The organism is Pelagibius sp. (assembly GCF_965249265.1).
In the GTDB taxonomy this organism is placed as follows: Bacteria; Pseudomonadota; Alphaproteobacteria; order Kiloniellales; family Kiloniellaceae; genus Pelagibius.
Genome location: NZ_OZ252224.1, coordinates 4,517,501 through 4,536,324, shown reverse-complemented (window position 1 = coordinate 4,536,324; position 18,824 = coordinate 4,517,501). Strand labels below are relative to the sequence as shown.

Annotated in this window: 13 protein-coding genes, 2 tRNA genes and 1 rRNA gene; 12 read left to right on the top strand and 4 right to left on the bottom strand. The window is 62.8% G+C overall.

Translation table 11 applies throughout. The features are described 5' to 3' along the window. Positions 1 to 4 precede the first annotated feature (4 nt). The 4 genes from hemA to ACP146_RS21150 all read left to right on the top strand — a co-directional run bounded on the left by hemA (position 5) and on the right by ACP146_RS21150 (position 4,164). A complete protein-coding gene (gene hemA, locus ACP146_RS21165; RefSeq protein ID WP_422368737.1) occupies positions 5 to 1,324 on the top strand; it encodes a glutamyl-tRNA reductase in 1,320 nt (439 codons plus the stop codon). Positions 1,325 to 1,333: 9 nt separating this feature from the next. Further along, the gene (gene prfA, locus ACP146_RS21160; protein ID WP_422368736.1) at positions 1,334 to 2,410 is read left to right on the top strand and encodes a peptide chain release factor 1; all 1,077 of its coding nucleotides are present in this window, start codon (positions 1,334 to 1,336) and stop codon (positions 2,408 to 2,410) included. Continuing rightward, the gene (gene prmC / locus ACP146_RS21155; RefSeq protein ID WP_422368735.1) at positions 2,407 to 3,312 is read left to right on the top strand and encodes a peptide chain release factor N(5)-glutamine methyltransferase; all 906 of its coding nucleotides are present in this window, start codon (positions 2,407 to 2,409) and stop codon (positions 3,310 to 3,312) included. The genes prfA and prmC overlap by 4 nt, the downstream gene beginning before the upstream one ends. Positions 3,313 to 3,510: 198 nt before the next feature. After that, positions 3,511 to 4,164: a DUF4167 domain-containing protein gene (locus ACP146_RS21150; RefSeq protein ID WP_425032971.1), complete on the top strand. Its 654-nt coding sequence runs from the start codon at positions 3,511 to 3,513 to the stop codon at positions 4,162 to 4,164. Positions 4,165 to 4,195: 31 nt separating this feature from the next. Here ACP146_RS21150 and ACP146_RS21145 read toward each other — a convergent pair whose 3' ends face one another. After that, entirely contained in the window at positions 4,196 to 4,951 is a 756-nt protein-coding gene (locus tag ACP146_RS21145) for an MOSC domain-containing protein (RefSeq protein WP_422368733.1), read from the bottom strand. A gap of 468 nt (positions 4,952 to 5,419) precedes the next feature. Between ACP146_RS21145 and ACP146_RS21140 the strand changes: the two genes are divergently transcribed. Beyond that, a complete protein-coding gene (locus ACP146_RS21140; RefSeq protein WP_422368732.1) occupies positions 5,420 to 5,833 on the top strand; it encodes a universal stress protein in 414 nt (137 codons plus the stop codon). Positions 5,834 to 6,011: 178 nt separating this feature from the next. On the opposite strand, the gene ACP146_RS21135 is transcribed toward ACP146_RS21140, so the two are convergent. Next, complete coding sequence (locus tag ACP146_RS21135) at positions 6,012 to 7,631, bottom strand: BCCT family transporter (RefSeq protein WP_422368731.1); 1,620 nt, start codon at positions 7,629 to 7,631, stop codon at positions 6,012 to 6,014. A gap of 343 nt (positions 7,632 to 7,974) precedes the next feature. Here ACP146_RS21135 and ACP146_RS21130 point away from each other — a divergent pair, with 343 nt between their 5' ends. The 4 genes from ACP146_RS21130 (at position 7,975) to ACP146_RS21115 (ending at position 13,616) form a co-directional block, all read left to right on the top strand. After that, positions 7,975 to 9,015 (top strand): cytochrome-c peroxidase, encoded by a 1,041-nt coding sequence (locus tag ACP146_RS21130; protein ID WP_422368730.1) that lies wholly within the window; start codon positions 7,975 to 7,977, stop codon positions 9,013 to 9,015. 290 nt (positions 9,016 to 9,305) lie between these two features. Then, positions 9,306 to 11,897 (top strand): ATP-dependent chaperone ClpB, encoded by a 2,592-nt coding sequence (clpB, locus tag ACP146_RS21125; protein ID WP_422368729.1) that lies wholly within the window; start codon positions 9,306 to 9,308, stop codon positions 11,895 to 11,897. Positions 11,898 to 11,925: 28 nt separating this feature from the next. Then, positions 11,926 to 12,576, top strand: a complete 651-nt coding sequence (locus ACP146_RS21120) for a flavin reductase family protein (protein ID WP_422368728.1) — start codon at positions 11,926 to 11,928, stop codon at positions 12,574 to 12,576. Between the two features lie 158 nt (positions 12,577 to 12,734). After that, the gene (locus ACP146_RS21115; RefSeq protein ID WP_422368727.1) at positions 12,735 to 13,616 is read left to right on the top strand and encodes a dienelactone hydrolase family protein; all 882 of its coding nucleotides are present in this window, start codon (positions 12,735 to 12,737) and stop codon (positions 13,614 to 13,616) included. 56 nt (positions 13,617 to 13,672) lie between these two features. Here the strand turns inward: ACP146_RS21115 and ACP146_RS21110 are convergent, their stop codons facing one another. Both ACP146_RS21110 and ACP146_RS21105 read right to left on the bottom strand, forming a co-directional pair. Then, positions 13,673 to 14,305: a LysE/ArgO family amino acid transporter gene (locus ACP146_RS21110; RefSeq protein ID WP_422368726.1), complete on the bottom strand. Its 633-nt coding sequence runs from the start codon at positions 14,303 to 14,305 to the stop codon at positions 13,673 to 13,675. Positions 14,306 to 14,511: 206 nt separating this feature from the next. Beyond that, positions 14,512 to 16,077 (bottom strand): peptidoglycan DD-metalloendopeptidase family protein, encoded by a 1,566-nt coding sequence (locus ACP146_RS21105; RefSeq protein WP_422368725.1) that lies wholly within the window; start codon positions 16,075 to 16,077, stop codon positions 14,512 to 14,514. 581 nt (positions 16,078 to 16,658) lie between these two features. Here ACP146_RS21105 and ACP146_RS21100 point away from each other — a divergent pair. The 3 genes from ACP146_RS21100 (at position 16,659) to ACP146_RS21090 (ending at position 18,693) form a co-directional block, all read left to right on the top strand. Beyond that, positions 16,659 to 18,158 (top strand): 16S ribosomal RNA (locus ACP146_RS21100). Positions 18,159 to 18,411: 253 nt separating this feature from the next. Continuing rightward, positions 18,412 to 18,488, top strand: a tRNA-Ile gene (locus ACP146_RS21095). 129 nt (positions 18,489 to 18,617) lie between these two features. Further along, a tRNA-Ala gene (locus ACP146_RS21090) sits at positions 18,618 to 18,693 on the top strand. The last annotated feature ends 131 nt before the right edge of the window (positions 18,694 to 18,824 follow it).

The following is an 18,824-nucleotide window of genomic DNA, read 5'->3' as shown; positions in this document are numbered from 1 at the left end:
CGCGATGTCCGACAGCAACGGCGATGTTCAGGCGCTGAATCCGGAAGCCCTCCAGAGACTGGTCCTGGTTGGCGTCAACCACCGTGGTCTCGATGCCGGCCTGAGGGCGCGCTTCTTCGATGAGGAACCGGATCAGGCGATCCTCCTGGAGTCGCTGCGTCGGGCAAATTGCGCCGAAGGTCTGGTCATTGCCACCTGCGAGCGTCTTGAGTTCGCGGTGCTTGCCCGCCCCGGCCAGAGCGTTGCCGCCGAACTGCTGCAGTTGATTGCGGATTTTGCGCGGATCGAACCGACGGCCCTGGCCGGCAAGAGCTATTGCTTCACGGGGGCGGAGGCTCTGCGCCATCTTTTCGCGGTTGCGGCGTCGCTCGACAGCGTCGTCGTCGGCGAACCGCAGATTCTAGGCCAGGTGAAGCTCTGTTACCGCTCGACGGTCTCTGCCGGTTTATCGGGGCCGGTCATTGATGCGGCGATGCAGGCGGCCTTTGGCGCCGCCAAGCGCATCCGCAGTGAGACGCCGATCGGCCAGCAGGCGGGATCCATGACACTGGTGGCCACGCAGGTCGCCGAAGATCTGCACGGCCGCTTCGATGTGCTGACCCTGCTTTGGCTTGGCCTTGGTGAGATGGGCGAGATGCTTTGCAGCGACTTCAGGCTTGCCGGTGTCGAGCGCCTGCTCGTGATGCACGGGTCAACCGCCCGTGCCGAGGCGACGGCCAGACGGCTGGCCTGCAACTTCGCGCCTTTGGAGGACCTGGACCACCATCTCGCGGAAGCGGATATCGTTATTTCCGATTCCAGTTCCGGGCGCTTTTCCCTCGATGCCGAACAGATCGAGGCCGCCCTGCGGCAGCGCCGCCGGCGCCCCATGCTTGTGATCGATGCCGGCGTGCCTTCGGATATCGAACCCTCCGCCGCCGGCCTTGAAGGCGCATTTGTTTATGACCTCGACGATCTGGAGCGCCTGGCCAAGACCCAGTCCGGCGGACGCGCCGCGGCCAACGCCATGGCCTGGGCGGTGCTGGAAGAGGAGCTTGAGCGTTTCTGCCGTGCCCAGGCGGCGCGCACGGCAACGCCTTCCCTGGTGGCGCTGCGCAGTCACTTCGAGGCGGTACGCAAGGCTGTCCTTGACGGCGGCGCCGACGATGCCGAGGAGGCTACCCGGCTGCTGGTGAACAAGCTGCTGCATGATCCCTCCGAGGTGCTGCGCAAAACCGCGGCGGAAGACCTCAAATCCGGTGAGGATATGGAAGCCAGCCTGCGCAAGCTGTTTGCGCTGCGCCCGGAAGACGGCAAAGCGGAAACGAAAAAAGAAGATGAGTGAGGACGAGACGTGAATCTCGATGAAAGCCTGAACCGCGTGCTCAGCCGTTACGACGAGCTGCAGAACCTGGTGGCGACCCACGACAATCCGGGTTCCGCCGAGCACACGGCGATGCTGAAGGAATTCTCGGACCTGACCCCGGTGGTCGAGGGGATCGAGGCTCTGCGCAATGCCCAGAACGAAATGGGCGATCTGGCGGAGCTGATGGCCGATCCCGAATCCGACAGCGAGATGCGGGCCATGGCCGAGCAGGAGTTCCATGATCTGAAGGCAAGCCTGCCGGAGCTTGAGCAACGCCTGAAGATTCTGCTGCTGCCCAAAGACGAGGCCGACGCAAGAAACGTTATTCTGGAGGTCCGCGCAGGCACGGGTGGCGATGAGGCGGCGCTCTTTGCCGCCGACCTGATGCGCATGTATCAACGCTACGCCGAACAGCAGGGCTGGCGCTTCGAATTGATCGATACATCGGAGAACGAGCTGGGCGGCTACAAGGAAGCCAGCGCTTCCATCACCGGCAGCGGCGTCTTTGCCCATTTGAAATACGAGTCCGGCGCGCATCGCGTGCAGCGCGTACCGGTTACCGAGTCCGGCGGGAGAATCCATACCTCGGCGGCCACCGTTGCCGTGCTGCCGGAGGCCGAAGAGGTCGACGTTCACGTCGAGGAAAAAGACCTGCGGATCGACACCTACCGCTCCCAGGGGGCGGGCGGTCAGCACGTCAACACCACGGATTCGGCGGTGCGGATCACCCATCTGCCGACCGGCGTGGTGGTGCAGTGCCAGGATGAGAAGTCGCAGCACAAGAACCGCGCCAAGGCGATGAAGGTTTTGCGGGCCCGCCTGTTCGAGGTTCAGCGCCTGCAGCAGGATGCCGAGCGCGCCGCGGACCGCCGCAGCCAGGTCGGCAGCGGCGACCGCTCCGAGCGCATCCGCACCTACAACTTTCCCCAGGGCCGGGTGACGGACCACCGCATCAACCTGACGCTCTATAAGCTGGAGCGGGTTCTGACCGGCGAGGGACTCGACGAATTGATCGACCCGCTGACGGCGGCGGATCAGGCCGCCAAGCTGGCCGAACTGCAGTGACGGTTTCTCAAGCGCCGACCCTCGAACAAACCGTTGCGGAGGCGGCAAGGCGGTTGGCCGATGCCGGGATCGAAGCGCCGCGCCGCGATGCCCGCCTGCTGGTCTGCAGCCTGCTGGGTGGTGGGCCTGAGCTTCTACTGGCCAGTCCGGAGCGGCGCCTCAGCGACAGCGAGGCGGCGACGGTGGAGGCGGCTGTGGCGCGCCGGCTGCGGCGGGAGCCGATCTCCCGCATTCTCGGGCGGCGCGAGTTCTGGAGCCTGGAGCTTTTGCTCGATGCGGAGACTCTCGATCCGCGGCCGGACAGCGAGACACTGGTCGAAACGGTGCTGCAATGGGCGGCACAATACGACGAAGCGATGCGCCTGCTCGATCTCGGCAGTGGTTCGGGCTGTCTGCTTCTGGCCTTGATCAGCGAGCTGCCGCGGGCCAGCGGGCTGGGCATTGACATTGCCCCCGGCGCGGTTGCCGTGGCAACGGAGAACGCGCGGCGCCTGGGGCTGGCCGGACGGGCGGCCTTTGTCGCGGGGTCCTGGCAAGACGCCCTGCCGAGTGCGGAAAGCGGTGAGCCCTGGGACATCGTCATCAGCAATCCGCCCTATATTCCGACGGGCGATATCGAGACCCTGGAACCGGAGGTTTCGGCCTACGATCCGGCCCGGGCTCTCGACGGCGGGGCCGACGGATTGGATGCCTATCGGGCTCTGATCCCAAAGGCGGCGGCGGTTCTGCGCGCGACCGGTCTGTTGGCCCTGGAGGTCGGCGCAGGCCAGGCCGCGGCCGTGAAAGGTCTTCTGGAGGAGGCCGGTTTTTCAACGGTTTGGACGGCCCGTGACCTTTCCGGGATCGAACGTTGCGTTCTTGCCACGCAGGCGCGCAAAAGTCGTGAATCTGCCTCGGATTAGATGCCGGTTAAGTAAAAAAACAGTTGGAAATCCGCCGAAAGGCCTCTACCTTGAACTTGCCGAGCCAAGGGGCTCCAAGCGTCTCGGGAGACGCGTCACCACCCCAAATTTACTTGTGTGTGGTTTACCGCTAGCGGAGATGGTCCGCAGTGGTTCTAAGGAGCGCGAGCGGCACTTTATCCATTCTGAAGCAAGCGAATGATGAGACAAGGTTCCAATAACGGTGGGCGTAGACCGCGTGGCCGGACAAATCGCAAGCAGCATGGTGGTGGCGGTCCTTCAAGACCCAACAACTATGACAGCAATGGACCCGATGGGCGGGTTCGGGGGAATGCCAGACAGGTCTATGAAAAATACCTGACACTGGCCCGCGATGCACAATCGTCCGGCGACCGCGTTGCGGCCGAAGCCTATTTCCAGCATGCCGAACACTATTATCGGATCTTGAGCGACTCGACAGACCCGCAACGCCCCGATCGGCGTCAGGATAACCGGCCGTCCGCAGCGGCTGCGGAGGCCGAGGCGGCGACTCCGGTGAATGGCGGGGCTGAGGAAACGGCCGCCCAATCCAGCCCGGCAGCAGAAGCGGCTGGCGATTTCCAGAACGGCGCAGAGCAATCAGCCAATCAAGTATCGGCCAATCAAGTATCGGCCAAACAGGAATCGGCTGCACAGGACCCTGTCAGCCAGCAGAGTGAAGGCAAGCCGGCCGGGCCGAAGCGGCGCGGACGCCCGCGTAAGCCAAAGGCTGCTGATCAAGAGACCGGTGGCCGCAAGACAGAGAAGCCCGCGGAGAGCGCTGCCGTCGAACCGGGCATTGTTGAAGCCGAGAGCGATCCGGCCGCGCCCTGATCGGGATATTGGTCTCTGGTAAATTGCTGATCTAGCTGCGGGCAGGCGTTTCGCTTGCAAGCGTAACACTGTCGCCGACTTTTACGGTGCCGGCGACGGCAACCTCGGCATAGACCCCCATATCCATGTGCCCGAAGCCCTTGCGCAGGGTGAGGGGGATGTTCATGTCGCGCTGGGCGGTATCCGGGTTCACATTGGTGGCGGCACAGCGTGCCGTGCGCTCCGTGATTTTCAGCCGCGCCGCGCCCAGCGCCAACTCCTTGCCCAGCCAGGAAAACTCCTCCCAGGGCCGCAGGCCGCCGATCAGGATATTGCCGCGGAAGCGGATCGGATCGACGCTGGCGCGGGCTACCCGTTCGAAGTCGCGCACACTCGCCAGATTGATGATCGAGATGCTTTCCGGCAGGGCCTCGGACCGGTCTTCCGCCGTGGACTCCTGAAACGACGGTGTCCCCCGGGGAGAGCCCGCCAGAAAACCGGCAAAAAACTGATTCAGCAGTATGCGGCCGGTCTGATCGCTGGGATCGGCGCTGACCACCTGGCGGCCCTGGCGCTGGATGGTCAGGCGCGGCTCCGCGTCATCGTAGGTCAGGCTTAACTGAGCCAGCTTTTCCTCGCTGGTCAGCTGAAAGAAACCGCGCTTGGCACCGGTCGTCAGGCCGTAGGCCAGGGTGAAGCGGCGGTCTTCCGGCAGCCCGGCGCCCGGCGTCAGGGCGGCAGAATTCAAGGGCTCGGGGCTCAGGCCCTTCACCGGAAATCGATAGATCTGCTGCACTTGCGCGTTCATTTGCCGTCTTTCAGAAATGTTGCACTGCAACTAACCGCCTTCGCCGCGGCGGAGTCAAGCCGTGGGCCGGCGATCGGCGTCGCGCGGGGGTGCCAAAAAAGGCCATTCTGCAATTGATAATGAGTTGCAATTGCAGAATGGCGGCGCTATGTTTCGCCCGTGCTCTTCGCTGCCGATTCGGCGGGTTCCGGGGGCCGGGGTCGCGATGGTTTTCGTGTCCGGGCCTCAAGGTACGCAGTGTCCTCGTGGCGGGGTATGCATTGATCTCTCCTGATCCTACTCTTGGGCAATGACCCGCCCCTGTCAGCCGAAAGGCACGGCAGGGGTTTCTTCTTTTCCCCGGCGGACGGCTGCCGCCTGCTTGACGTGGCTCATTGCCCGGTCTCGCAGAGGTCATGCAGGCTGAAGATCTTGCGGCCCAATGCACCGACCGTGGATCGCCCGGCCGCGGAGATCACAGGAGACCCTATGTATCGGAAAATCATGATCCCGGTGGACCTCGGCCATGTCGAAAAGCTGGACAAGGCCCTGACGACCGCTGCGGACCTGGCGAAGCACTACCAGGCCTCCCTGCATCTGGTCGGGGTAACGGCGTCCACCCCCAGCGCGGTCGCCGGCAGCCCTGAAGAGTTCGCCGCCAAGCTGAACGCCTTTGCCGCTGCGGAGGGCGCCAAGCGCGGTTTGGAAGTGACCGCGCATGCCATTGTCACGCCCGACCCGGCCGTGGAACTGGACGATAGGCTGGGCCGCGAGGCGGCGGAAATCGGTGCCGACCTCATCGTCATGGCTTCGCACGTGCCGGGATTCGCCGAGCACATCTTTTCGTCAAACGCGGGCTATCTCTCCGCACACAGCGCAATCTCGGTCTTTGTCGTTCGCTAGGCACGGACTGGTGGTCGTTGGAATTGCCACTAGTCGGGACCGGCTGAGCGCAGCCAGCCGGGCGCTTGGTTCTTTCAGGCTTGGCATGGCTGGTAAGTGAAAACGAAAGAGCCTCTCCATCCTGGAGAGGCCCAATTCGAAACCGGGTCCGGCAGGTCGGCCTGCCATCTTCCCATTGCTACTCGGCTTGGCGCGCGGCTGTGCCCGCCATCATCTTGCGCTCCCTGGAAAGCCCGATGAAGAGGCTGACGCACATCACCAGCAGCACGATGGTGAAGGGAAAGCCGGTGGAGACTGCCATGGCCTGGAGCGCGGTCAGCGCACCCGCGCCGCCGACCAGCAGCAGGGTGGCCGCCACCAGACCTTCGAAGGTGCACCAGAACACCCGTTGCGACACCGGCGCGTCGGTCTTGCCGCCGGCGGTGATGGTATCGATCACCAGCGAACCGGAATCCGACGAAGTGACGAAGAACACGATCACCAGCACGATACCGAGGAATGAGGTGATGCTGGCCAGCGGCAGGTTTTTCAGCATCTCGAAGAGTTTCAGTTCCAAGGCTGCCGACTGTACTGCAGCGGTGGGATCGGCGATCACCTGTTCGATGGCGGTGCCGCCGAAGGCGCCCATCCAGATGATGCTGACCAGAGTCGGGACGAATATCACGCAGGTCACGAACTCCCGCACTGTACGGCCGCGCGAAACCCGTGCGATGAACATGCCGACGAAGGGCGACCAGGAAATCCACCAAGCCCAGTAGAAGGCCGTCCAGCCCTGGGAGAAGTTGGCGTCCTCACGGCCGAAGGGATTGGACAGCGGTACGATCTCTTTCACGTAGGCGAGGCCGCCGGAGACAACGCTGTCGAAGATCGCCGTGGTCGGTCCGACGACAATGATGAAGGCCATCAGCAGGGCGGCCAGTCCGATGTTGATTTCCGAGAGCACCTTCACGCCGCCGTCGAGGCCGCGCAGGACCGATATCAGGGCGGCGGCGGTGATGGCGGCAATCAACAGCACCCGGGCGCCGTTGCCGGTCGGCGTATCGAACAGGAAGTTGAGACCGGCCAAAGCCTGCTCGGTGCCGAAGCCCAGCGAGGTCGCCAGACCGAACAGCGTGGCGAAGACCGCCAGGGTGTCGATGATGTGACCGGTCCAGCCCCAGACGGCGTTGCCGAAGATCGGATAAAAGGCGGAACGCAGGGTCAGCGGCAGGTTGTAGTTATAGGCGAAGAAGGCCAGCGCCAGCGCGACCACGGCGTAGATCGCCCAGGGGTGCAGGGCCCAGTGGAAGATGGTCGCCGCCATGCCGAGATTGCGCGCCGCTTCGATGTCGCCGGCAGCAGCACCCAGGGGTGCCCAGTCGCTGCGCACGCCGCCCTCCAGCGTGACGCCGCCCATCGCCGAACCAAAGTGCGACATCGGTTCGGACACGCCGAAGAACATGAGGCCGATACCCATGCCGGCCGCGAACAGCATGGCGAACCAGCCGAGGTAGGAATAGTCGGGTTTGGCGTCGACGCCCCCCAGGCGCACGCTCCCCAAGGGGGTAACGACGAGCATCAGGCAGAAGAGAACGAAGATGTTGCCGGAAAGCAGGAAGAACCAATCAAAGGTGGAGGTCAAAAAGGGCCTCAACCAGTTGAAGAACCCGGTTGCTTCCTGTTGGAACGCCAGGGTGATCAGAACGAAGGCGACGATTGAAAGCCCGGAGATGAGAAAGACCGGGTTGTGAATGTCCAGTCCGAAAGGCGTGATGTTATCCTGACCGACCTTGTAGTCGACCTTATCGGGATTGCTCATGCTGACCCCCATTTGTATCGAAAGACTCCCGGACGGGGTTTCCCGGACTCCGTTGTCCGGACTCCGTCGTAAGAGCGCTCGCTGTTCAGAGGCTGTACTTTTCAGCAGCCCGATTGATTCCGCCGGCCGGTGTTGTTTTTTCTGATGCCGCGGATCATCAACGATACGAATTTCCGGCTTCGTCGAACCGTCTGAATCAGTAGTGCCTATTGTCAATTTGCGACAGCCCGGTGGCGCCTGACCGCAGGATTGCGACAGCATGCCGCAGTTTAGAATTGATGTAAATCAGCGCCCTTGTCCGTTGAATTTGGGAGATCTTTTCCAGAAACTCAAGGAGATCAGGATGAGACACTTCATTTCAACGCTCTTCATTTCCGCATGCATGGTGAGCGCCGCCGGAGCGAGCGAGTTGCGCGATACCGCCTTGGAGTATTTCAAGCCGCTACCCTCGACAATTCCCAGTGTGAAGGACAATCCGATCACGCCGGAGAAGATCACCCTGGGCAAGGCGCTTTTCTTCGATCCGCGGCTTTCGGCGTCCGGGGTGTTCAGCTGCTATTCCTGTCACAACCTGGCGACCGGTGGTGACGACAACCTTGAAACCTCGATCGGCCACGGCTGGCAGAAGGGGCCGCGAAATTCTCCGACGGTACTGAACGCGGTCCTCAATGAGGCGCAGTTCTGGGACGGCCGGGCCGAAGACCTGAAGGCCCAGGCCAAGGGGCCGATCCAGGCCGGGGTCGAAATGGCGAACACACCGGAAACCGTGGTCGCGACGCTGAGGAGCATGCCGCAATACACCGAGTGGTTTGCCGCCGCCTTTGCCGAGGATGCAGAGCCGATCAGTTTCGACAACATGGCCAAGGCGATCGAGGCTTTCGAGGCGACGTTGATCACGCCGAGCGCTTTTGATGCTTTCCTGAACGGGGACGATCAGGCGATCACGCCGGAAGCGGCGAGAGGCTTGGCGCTTTTCGTCGACAAGGGCTGCGTCTCCTGTCACAGCGGCGTCAACCTCGGCGGGCAGGGGTACTATCCCTTCGGCTTGATCGAAAAACCGGGTGCAGACATTCTGCCGCCGGACGACAAGGGCCGCTTCGCCGTTACCGAGACGGTTGATGACGAGTATGTGTTCCGGGCTTCTCCGCTGCGCAACGTTGCGGTGACGGCGCCCTATTTCCACTCGGGCAAGGTCTGGGATCTGAAGGTGGCGGTACAGATCATGGCCGAGTCGCAGCTCGGCGAGGCGCTCTCGGAAGAAGAAGCCGACTCGATCGTGGCCTTTCTGGACAGCCTGACGGGTTCGGTTCCCGAGGTGACGCTGCCGGTCCTGCCGGCGGAGACCGCGACGACCCCGCGCCCGACCGCCGAGATCCTGCGCTGAACCGGTCCTCCTTCGGCGCCGGCGGCGGGCTTTTGACCTGCCGCCGGCGCCGAGACGGAAGGCAAGCGGTGACCGTTCGAAAATATTGAGGATTATCAGTGAAAATGGTGACTTGAAGGGCCTTGTGTCTTTTTTGCAACAGCCCATATGTTCTAAGGATGCCGGGCCGTTTGGCCGGTTTTCCAAGGAAAACTGGGCTCTCGCGTGCCGCTGGGATGGGCGCGATGGGTGCAGTACCATGGCATAACTCACCTGCATGCCGCTCACGGGTGCGGGAGAAGGGGATATAGATGGATCTCAATCGCTATACGGAACGCTCACGCGGATTCCTTCAGGCCGCGCAGACTCTCGCCAGCCGGAAACATCATCAGCGTCTGACGCCCGAGCATTTCTTGAAGGTGCTGCTCGACGATGACGAGGGCCTGGCGCGCAATCTCATCCGCGCGGCAGGCGGGAAGCCCGAGGCGGCGATGAAGGCGGTGGACTCGGCGCTCGCCAAGCAGCCGAAGGTGGAGGGCGCGGGGGCCGGCCAGCTCTATCTGGCGCAGGAAACCAACGACCTCTTCGCCCAGGCCGAGAAGCTCTCCGAAGAGGCCGGCGATTCCTATGTGACGGCGGAACGCATTCTGCTGGCCATTGCCATGCTGCCGGGCAGCGAGGCGGCCAAGGCGCTGGATGCCGCCGGGGTATCGCCGAAGTCGCTGAACCAAGCCATCAACGACATGCGCAAGGGCCGGCGCGCCGATACGGCGACCGCCGAAGATCAGTACGAAGCCCTGAACAAATACGCCCGCGACCTGACCGAAGTGGCGCGCGAAGGCAAGCTCGATCCAGTGATCGGGCGTGATGAAGAAATCCGCCGCACCGTGCAGGTGCTGTCGCGGCGGACCAAGAACAATCCGGTGCTGATCGGCGAGCCCGGTGTCGGCAAGACCGCCATCGTCGAAGGTTTGGCTCAGCGCATCGTCAACGGCGACGTGCCGGACAATCTGAAGGACAAGCGGCTGATGTCGCTCGACCTCGGCGCCATGGTGGCGGGGGCGAAGTTCCGCGGCGAGTTCGAGGAACGCCTGAAAGCGGTGCTGCAGGAAATCTCCGAAGCCGGCGGCGAGATTATCGTTTTCATCGACGAACTGCACACCCTGATCGGCGCCGGCAAGGCCGAGGGCACCATGGATGCCTCCAACATGCTGAAGCCCGCGCTGGCGCGCGGCGATCTGCATTGTGTCGGCGCCACCACGCTGGACGAATACCGCAAGCACATCGAAAAAGATGCTGCCCTGGCGCGGCGCTTCCAGCCGGTTTTCGTGCCGGAGCCGAGTGTCGAGGAAACCGTTTCGATCCTGCGCGGCCTGAAGGAAAAATACGAGCTGCATCACGGCGTGCGCATCACCGATTCGGCCATCGTCTCCGCGGCCACTCTTTCGAACCGCTACATCTCCGACCGCTTCCTGCCGGACAAGGCCATCGATCTGGTCGACGAGTCCGCCAGCCGCCTGCGCATGGTGATGGACTCCAAGCCCGAGGAGATCGACGAACTCGACCGCCGCCTCGTGCAGATGAAGATCGAAGAGAACGCCCTGCAGAAGGAAAGCGACAAGGCCTCCAAAGAGCGGCTGGAGAAGCTCACGAAAGAGATCGCCGAGCTTGAAGCCAGGTCGGCCGAACTGACCGGTCAGTGGCAGGCCGAAAAAGACAAGCTGGCCGACGCCCAGAAGCTGAAGGAACAGTTGGATCAGGCGCGCGGCGAGCTGGACATCGCCCAGCGCGAGGGCGACCTGAACCGCGCCAGCGAATTGAAGTACGGCGTGATCCCGGGTCTGGAAAGCCAGCTTGAGGCCGCGGCGAAGGCCCAGGAGCATCACATCCTGAATGAGGAGGTGACCGACGGCGACATTGCGGCCGTGGTCTCCCGCTGGACCGGCATTCCCGTCGACAAGATGCTGGAGGGCGAGCGCGAGAAGCTGCTCGCCATGGAAGACGCTCTGCGCAGCAGCGTGATCGGACAGGAGGAGGCCATTGTCTCCATCTCCAACGCCGTGCGGCGGGCCCGTGCCGGTCTGCAGGACCCCAACCGGCCGATCGGCTCCTTCCTCTTCCTCGGTCCCACCGGCGTCGGCAAGACCGAACTGACCAAGGCGCTGGCGCGTTTTCTCTTCGACGACGAGACCGCGATGGTGCGCCTGGATATGTCGGAGTACATGGAAAAGCATGCGGTCGCCCGCATGATCGGTGCGCCGCCGGGTTACGTCGGCTACGAGGAGGGTGGGGCGCTCACCGAAGCGGTGCGCCGCCGGCCCTATCAGGTCGTGCTCTTCGACGAGGTCGAAAAGGCCCATCCCGATGTCTTCAACATCCTGCTGCAGGTGCTGGACGACGGACGCCTGACCGATGGCCAGGGGCGCACCATCGACTTCCGCAACACCATGATCATCCTGACCTCGAACCTCGGCGCCGACATTCTGGCGGCTCAGCCGGAAGGCCAGGACAGCGACGCCGTGCGCGGCGAGGTGATGGAGGTTGTGCGCGGCGCCTTCAGGCCGGAGTTTCTGAACCGCCTCGACGAGGTGCTGCTGTTCCATCGCCTGACCCGGCCGCAGATGACCGGCATCGTCGATATTCAGTTGGCCCGCCTGTTGGCCATGCTGGCCGAGCGCAAGATCGTGCTGGACCTGGACGAACAGGCCAAGGTCTGGCTGGCCGACAAGGGCTATGATCCGGTCTACGGCGCCAGGCCGCTGAAGCGGGTCATCCAGCGGGAGCTTCAGAACCCCTTGGCCAGCCTGATCCTGGAAGGCAAGATCGGCGACGGCGATACCGTCTCCGTCAGCGGCGGGCCCGAGGGCCTGACGATCAACGGTGAGATGGTCGCGGCGGCGTGAGCCTGCCGGCGTTTGTAGGGGGAGCCTGATGTTCTACGATACCCGGGTCGGCGACCACGGTCTGCCGCACAACCCTTTCAAGGCCTGTGTGGTGCCGCGTCCCATTGGATGGATCACCTCCGTCGACGAGGCGGGAAGGGTGAACCTCGCCCCCTACAGCTTCTTCAACGGCGTGGCCGGCGACCCGCCGGTGGTGATGTTCGCCCCGGGCGGGCGTAAGGCCGACGGCCCGCCGGATGGCGCCAAGGACTCTTTGGCCAATGTCGAGCGCACCGGGGAGTTCGTCTGCAACGTCGTTACCTGGGACTTGCGAGAGGCGATGAACCAGACCTCGGCCCCGGCCCCGGCCGGTGTGAACGAAGCCGAAGTTGCCGGGCTTGAGATGATTCCGTCGACGCTGGTGGCCCCGCCGCGGGTGAAGGCTTCGCCCATCCACATGGAATGCACCTATCTGCAGACCGTCGACCTGCCCTCGGACGACCCGACGGCGCGCAACGCCGTGGTCTTCGGCCAGGTGATCGGTCTCCACATCGACGAAGCGGTCTTGACCGACGGCCTGGTCGACATGGCCAAGCTGAAGCCCATCGCCCGCCTCGGCTACATGGACTACACCAGGGTGGACGAGGTTTTTGCCATGTCCCGGCCGTCCTGGCCCTTGGCGGAAGATGCTGCCGATTAGAAATCTCTGAATAAGCTTTTGTTCCCGACGACGGTTCTTGCGCAACAAGACCGCGTGAAGCCGATGATTGTCTCTTCCGGTTTTCATGAAGCTGCCGCTATTCTCTGACTGAAGTAATTGAATGATCGTTCCAGCAAACAGGCAGAGGAGACAGGGAGATGGGCAAAGGGAAGATTGATGACCGCGTTTACGCACTCTACGACGCATATTGCCATGGCCGGCTGAGCCGCCGCGATTTCCTGAACCGGGCTTCGACCCTCACCGTCGCCGGCGTTTCGGGCCTGGCGATGGCGCAGGCCATGCTGCCGGACTATGCCGCGGCCGAGACCATTTCCTTCAACGACGAGCGCATCAAGGCGACCTACGTCACCTATCCCTCGCCCGGCGGCACTTCAGGCGAGATGCGCGGCTACCTCGTCCAGCCGGCCGGTGAAGGGCCTTTCCCGGCGGTCCTGGTGATCCATGAAAATCGGGGCCTCAACCCCTATATCGCCGATGTCGCACGGCGGGCGGCAGTCGAGGGTTTCCTGGCTCTGGCGCCGGACGGGCTCGCCCCGATCGGCGGCTACCCCGGCAATGACGACGACGGCCGCGCCATGCAGAGATCCCTGGAGCAGCCGAAGCTGCGTCAGGACATGATCAACTCCGCGCGTTTTCTGAAGTCCCACAGCCTGTCGAGCGGCAAGCTCGGCGCCACCGGCTTCTGCTGGGGCGGCATGATGACCAACCTTCTGGCGGTCGCTTTGGGCGAGGATCTCTCGGCCGGGGCGCCCTACTATGGCCGGGCGCCGGAAACCGCCGACGTGCCGAAGATCAAGGCGGCCTTGGCAATCCACTATGCAGAAGACGATGAGCGGGTGAATGCGACCTGGCCCGATTACGAGGCGGCCCTGAAGGCCAGCGGGGCCGACTATGAGGCGCATGTTTATCCCGGCACCCGGCACGGCTTTCACAATGACTCGACCCCGCGCTTCAACGAGGCGGCGGCCGATTTGTCGTGGGAGCGGACCATCGCCCTGTTCAAACAGCATCTGGTATAGAACCCGTCCGGCGGTGAGGTGTTCGGGGCCGGCCGGGGCCGGTCCCGATGCCAGGGCTATCCGTTTAGCTGGCTGGCCACCAGACTGATGGCGATGGCGGCCATGACGCAGCCGACGAAAGCATCCAGCAGACGCCAGGACTTCGGGCTCGCAAAGAACGGCGCCAGACGTCTCGCGCCAAAGCCGAGCCCGTAAAACCAGAGACCCGATGCGACGACGGCGCCGATCGCGAAGGCCAGGCGCTCGGTTCCCTGATACTGGGCGGCGATACCGCCCAATAGGATCACCGTGTCGAGATAGACATGGGGGTTCAAAAGGCTGAGCGCCAGGACGGTGAGCACCGCCGCCCGCAGGCTGCCGCCCGCCGTCCCTTCGCCGTTCTGCGCCGTCAGGCTGCCCGGTTTGAGGGCGGCGTGGAAGGACCGCAGGCTGTAGGCGCCGAGAAAGGCGGCGCCGCCCCAGGCGGCGATGTCGGGAAGGCTGGGTACGGCCTGCAGCAGGCTGGCGAAACCGCCCGCCCCCAGGGTGATGAGGCCGGCGTCGATGACGAAACAAAGGGAGGCGACGGCAAAAACATGCTGCCGCCGCAGGCCCTGGCGCAGGACATAGGCGTTCTGGGCGCCGATGGCGATGATCAGGCTCGCGCCCAGGCCGAGGCCAGCGATCGCCGCCGTAAGTTCTGTGGACATGATTCGAAAAACTCCGCGAACGCCCCGGCCCGTCTCCGGCTATTGGCCGCCAGGGTGGGGCGATGACTACCGATAAACCGGAATCCTCTCCCTGAACAAGGGAGGTAGCCCTAGTTTCGGCGTCGCGAACGTTTTTCCAGGTAACCGGCGATCAGAAGGCAACCGTGCATGGACCCTGTCCTCATGTCTTCAGGCTTTTGGCCCGCTCAGCACTCTCGGTCGGTCGCCGAACCCTGCTCCAGAGGCTCCGCATCCTCGCAAGCCTTCTGTACCATCAGGATGCCGCCCATGGCGATGGCCACTTGGCGGTCGACCTCGGCCCGGTGGGCGGCGAAGTCGGCCATCTCGCTTTTCTTCAGCTTGTCGCCGCGGGGCAGGGTGACCTTCAAGGGGTTCACCTGCTTGCCGTTCAGGATGACCTCGTAGTGCAGATGCGGACCGGTGGAGCGGCCGGTGGAGCCGACGTAGCCGATGATCTGGCCCTGCTTCACCCGGGCGCCTGCCTTGACGCCCTTGCCGTAGCGGTGCATGTGGGCATAGGCGGTCTTGTAGTTGGAGCCGTGGCGGATGCGCACATACTTGCCGTAGCCGCCGTTGCGCCCGGCTCTTTCAACGACACCGTTGCCCGCGGCATAGATCGGGGTGCCGCGCGGCGCGGCAAAGTCGGTGCCCTTGTGCATTTTCGAATAGCCGAGGATCGGATGCTTGCGCATGCCGAAGCCGGAGGAGAGCCTGGCGCCGTCGATCGGTGTGCGCATCAGCGATCGGCGCACCGAGGTGCCTTTCGGCGTGTAGAAGTCGGCGCTGCCGTCGCTGCGCTCGTAGTGATAGAGCTCCGTGCGGCTGCCGGAAAGGGTCATGGCGGCGAACAGCAGTTCGCCGGTACGCACCTGTCGGCCGTCTTCGTCGACGAAGATCTCGTAGAAAAATTCGAAGTCGTCGCCCTTTTGGATCTCGCGCTGGAAGTCGACGTCGTAGCTGAAGGCGCGGATCGCCTCTGCCAGCACCGGGTTGGGGACGTTGACCTCGCGGGCGGCGACCGAGAGGCTCGACTGGATGCTGCCCTGGGCATAGGCCAATTGCCGCGCCACGGGGCGCTCGATGGCCTCGGCGGCGAAGTCTTCGGCCGGATCGGCGCGGCTGATCTGGATGTCGCGTTCCAGGGTGGGGCGGAAACTGACCGCAAGCAGGGGGCCAAGGCTGTCGCTCTCGGTCCCGGTATCGCCGGTATCGGCGAAAGCGAGGTCGATTTCCTGGCCGGGCCTCAGGCGCCGGGCGGAAAAGACCGGCTCCATGGCGGTGACCGCCTGATAGGCGTGCTGGCGCTCCACACCGGATTGGACCAGCAGCTTCATCAAGGTGTCGCCCGGGGCGACGACGATCTGGCGGGTGATCGGCGGCGGTGCGGCCTCCGACTCTTCCAGAGCTTCGGCTTCGCCCTGCTGGGCGAGGGTGCCGGCAACGGTGAGAGAAGAGGCTCTCGGCAGCGGTTCGCTGGACAGTGCCTCAGGGGGCAAAGCCGTCTGCTGCTGGGCCAGGGGGTCGGATTTGTCACCGGCGGCGGGAGAGACGCCGGCCGGCAAGACTTCGTTCGGCGTGATCGCTGCCGGACCCTGCGCTTTCGCCGGCAGGCTGTCGCTGCCGGTGATGTCGGCCGAGGACCAACTGGCGGCGACGGCGCCGCCGACCAGCGGAATGGCGAGAATTGCGGGAAAACTGACTTTCTTCGCGAATCGCACGAGCGATTCGAGCCCTGCTTGACGGTTCGTCACGATATCAAAAAGCTCCGCAACTGGACGAATCTATGGAAGGCCCCCCGTGGCCAGCCACGACGGCGGTAAATGTGATACCACCAAATCGTTAACTAAATTTTGAAAATCGCTGATCGTACAAGGGGTTGTCAACCTCAAAGGCGGTTAATGCCCATGCTATGACACGGCGGGACCGAAAAACTTCCCGCAGCCTTAAAATTCTTTTCACAAAGGGTTTGACAGTCCCCCTGGGCGGGCCCTATAACCCGGCCTCCGCGGCAGCCAAGGCCCCGAGCCAAACGCTGCCGCGCTGCTGTTTGACATTGTTTGATATGGAAGGGATACGCGGGCGGCGGGCTTGTTGTTGAGCCTGGATTGTCTGGGGTTTTGATGTTTTGGCATTGGGGCCTTTTGATGTTCGCGTATTCATGGAAATGACGGATCTTTTGACGGTCTGGCTATTGGTTTGGCTTTGGTTTTTGCTGGGGCTGGGCTGATGCTGGGTTTAGTTGGAAGATTTCGCGCGTTTAATTGAGAGGATCCCGTTGATGAGCTTGGGGTTCTGGTTTTCCTTATGGAGAATTGGGGCTTTCGAGTGAGGTCAACCTAAGAGTTTGATCCTGGCTCAGAACGAACGCTGGCGGCAGGCCTAACACATGCAAGTCGAAGGAGAAGTTTCTCTTCGGAGAGATGGACACTGGCGCACGGGTGAGTAACGCGTGGGGATCTACCCCGGGGTGGGGGACAACCGCTGGAAACGGCGGCTAATACCGCATACGCCTTAAGAGGGAAAGCTTTAGCGCCCTGGGATGAACCCGCGTTAGATTAGGTAGTTGGTGGGGTAACGGCCTACCAAGCCGACGATCTATAGCTGGTCTGAGAGGATGATCAGCCACACTGGGACTGAGACACGGCCCAGACTCCTACGGGAGGCAGCAGTGGGGAATATTGGACAATGGGGGCAACCCTGATCCAGCCATGCCGCGTGCGTGAAGAAGGCCTTAGGGTTGTAAAGCGCTTTCACTGGTGAAGATGATGACGGTAGCCAGAGAAGAAGCCCCGGCTAACTCCGTGCCAGCAGCCGCGGTAATACGGAGGGGGCAAGCGTTGTTCGGAATTACTGGGCGTAAAGGGCGCGTAGGCGGAATATCAAGTTAGGGGTGAAAGGCCTGGGCTCAACCTAGGAACGGCCTCTAAAACTGATAATCTAGAGTCCGGAAGAGGATGGCGGAATTCCTAGTGTAGAGGTGAAATTCGTAGATATTAGGAAGAACACCGGTGGCGAAGGCGGCCATCTGGTCCGGTACTGACGCTGAGGCGCGAAAGCGTGGGGAGCAAACAGGATTAGATACCCTGGTAGTCCACGCCGTAAACGATGTGTGCTAGCCGTTGGGGCACTTAGTGTCTCGGTGGCGCAGCTAACGCGTTAAGCACACCGCCTGGGGAGTACGGTCGCAAGATTAAAACTCAAAGGAATTGACGGGGGCCCGCACAAGCGGTGGAGCATGTGGTTTAATTCGAAGCAACGCGCAGAACCTTACCAGCCCTTGACATGGGCGTCGCGGTTCCTGGAGACAGGATCCTTCAGTTCGGCTGGACGCCACACAGGTGCTGCATGGCTGTCGTCAGCTCGTGTCGTGAGATGTTGGGTTAAGTCCCGCAACGAGCGCAACCCTCGCCCTTAGTTGCCATCGGTTCGGCCGGGCACTCTAGGGGAACTGCCGGTGACAAGCCGGAGGAAGGCGGGGATGACGTCAAGTCCTCATGGCCCTTATGGGCTGGGCTACACACGTGCTACAATGGCGGTGACAGTGGGCAGCGAGGCAGCGATGCCGAGCCAATCCCAAAAAGCCGTCTCAGTTCGGATTGTTCTCTGCAACTCGAGAGCATGAAGGTGGAATCGCTAGTAATCGTGGATCAGCATGCCACGGTGAATACGTTCCCGGGCCTTGTACACACCGCCCGTCACACCATGGGAGTTGGTTTTACCCGAAGCCGGTGCGCTAACCTTTGGGAGGCAGCCGACCACGGTAAGGTCAGCGACTGGGGTGAAGTCGTAACAAGGTAGCCGTAGGGGAACCTGCGGCTGGATCACCTCCTTTCTAAGGATCGTCCCGAGCCTCTGGCCAGTCGAAAGACATAAGGGCCAGAGAACTCAAGACGATTGCTTACAAAAAACGCCGAAGACGAAAGATCCCACAGGTGCTGCTTGCAGCGCCTGTAACAAGGCAGATCCGGCAAGGCGCCAGGTCCGCCGTCTGCGTATCCCTTCCATGGATGAAAGACAGGCTTAAAGGCATCTTCCTTTTGGAAGACGCGCTCAGCCGGACCACTGAACCGGTCCATAGCTCAAAGGGGCCAGTAGCTCAGTTGGTTAGAGCGCGCGCTTGATAAGCGTGAGGTCGGAAGTTCAAGTCTTCCCTGGCCCACCATCGCTCGCCAGGAAAAACAGTCCGGGGGACTGTTTTTGCCGAGCGATAGTGAAAAGCTCTTTGCGGAAGAAGCGCCGGCCTATCGGGCGCTCGGGACTTACATCAGGCCTGATACCTGCGCAGATCCAAGGGGGCGTAGCTCAGTTGGGAGAGCGGTAGCTTTGCAAGCTTCAGGTCGTCGGTTCGATCCCGTCCGCCTCCACCATCGCTCGCCAGGAAAAACAGTCCGAAAAACAGTCCGGGGGACTGTTTTTTGCCGAGCGATACGGAAAGGCTCTCTAGAAATCTGGGCCGGGCCTGACAGGCGCGCAGCCGCTTTTAGCGAGGACTGAGCGG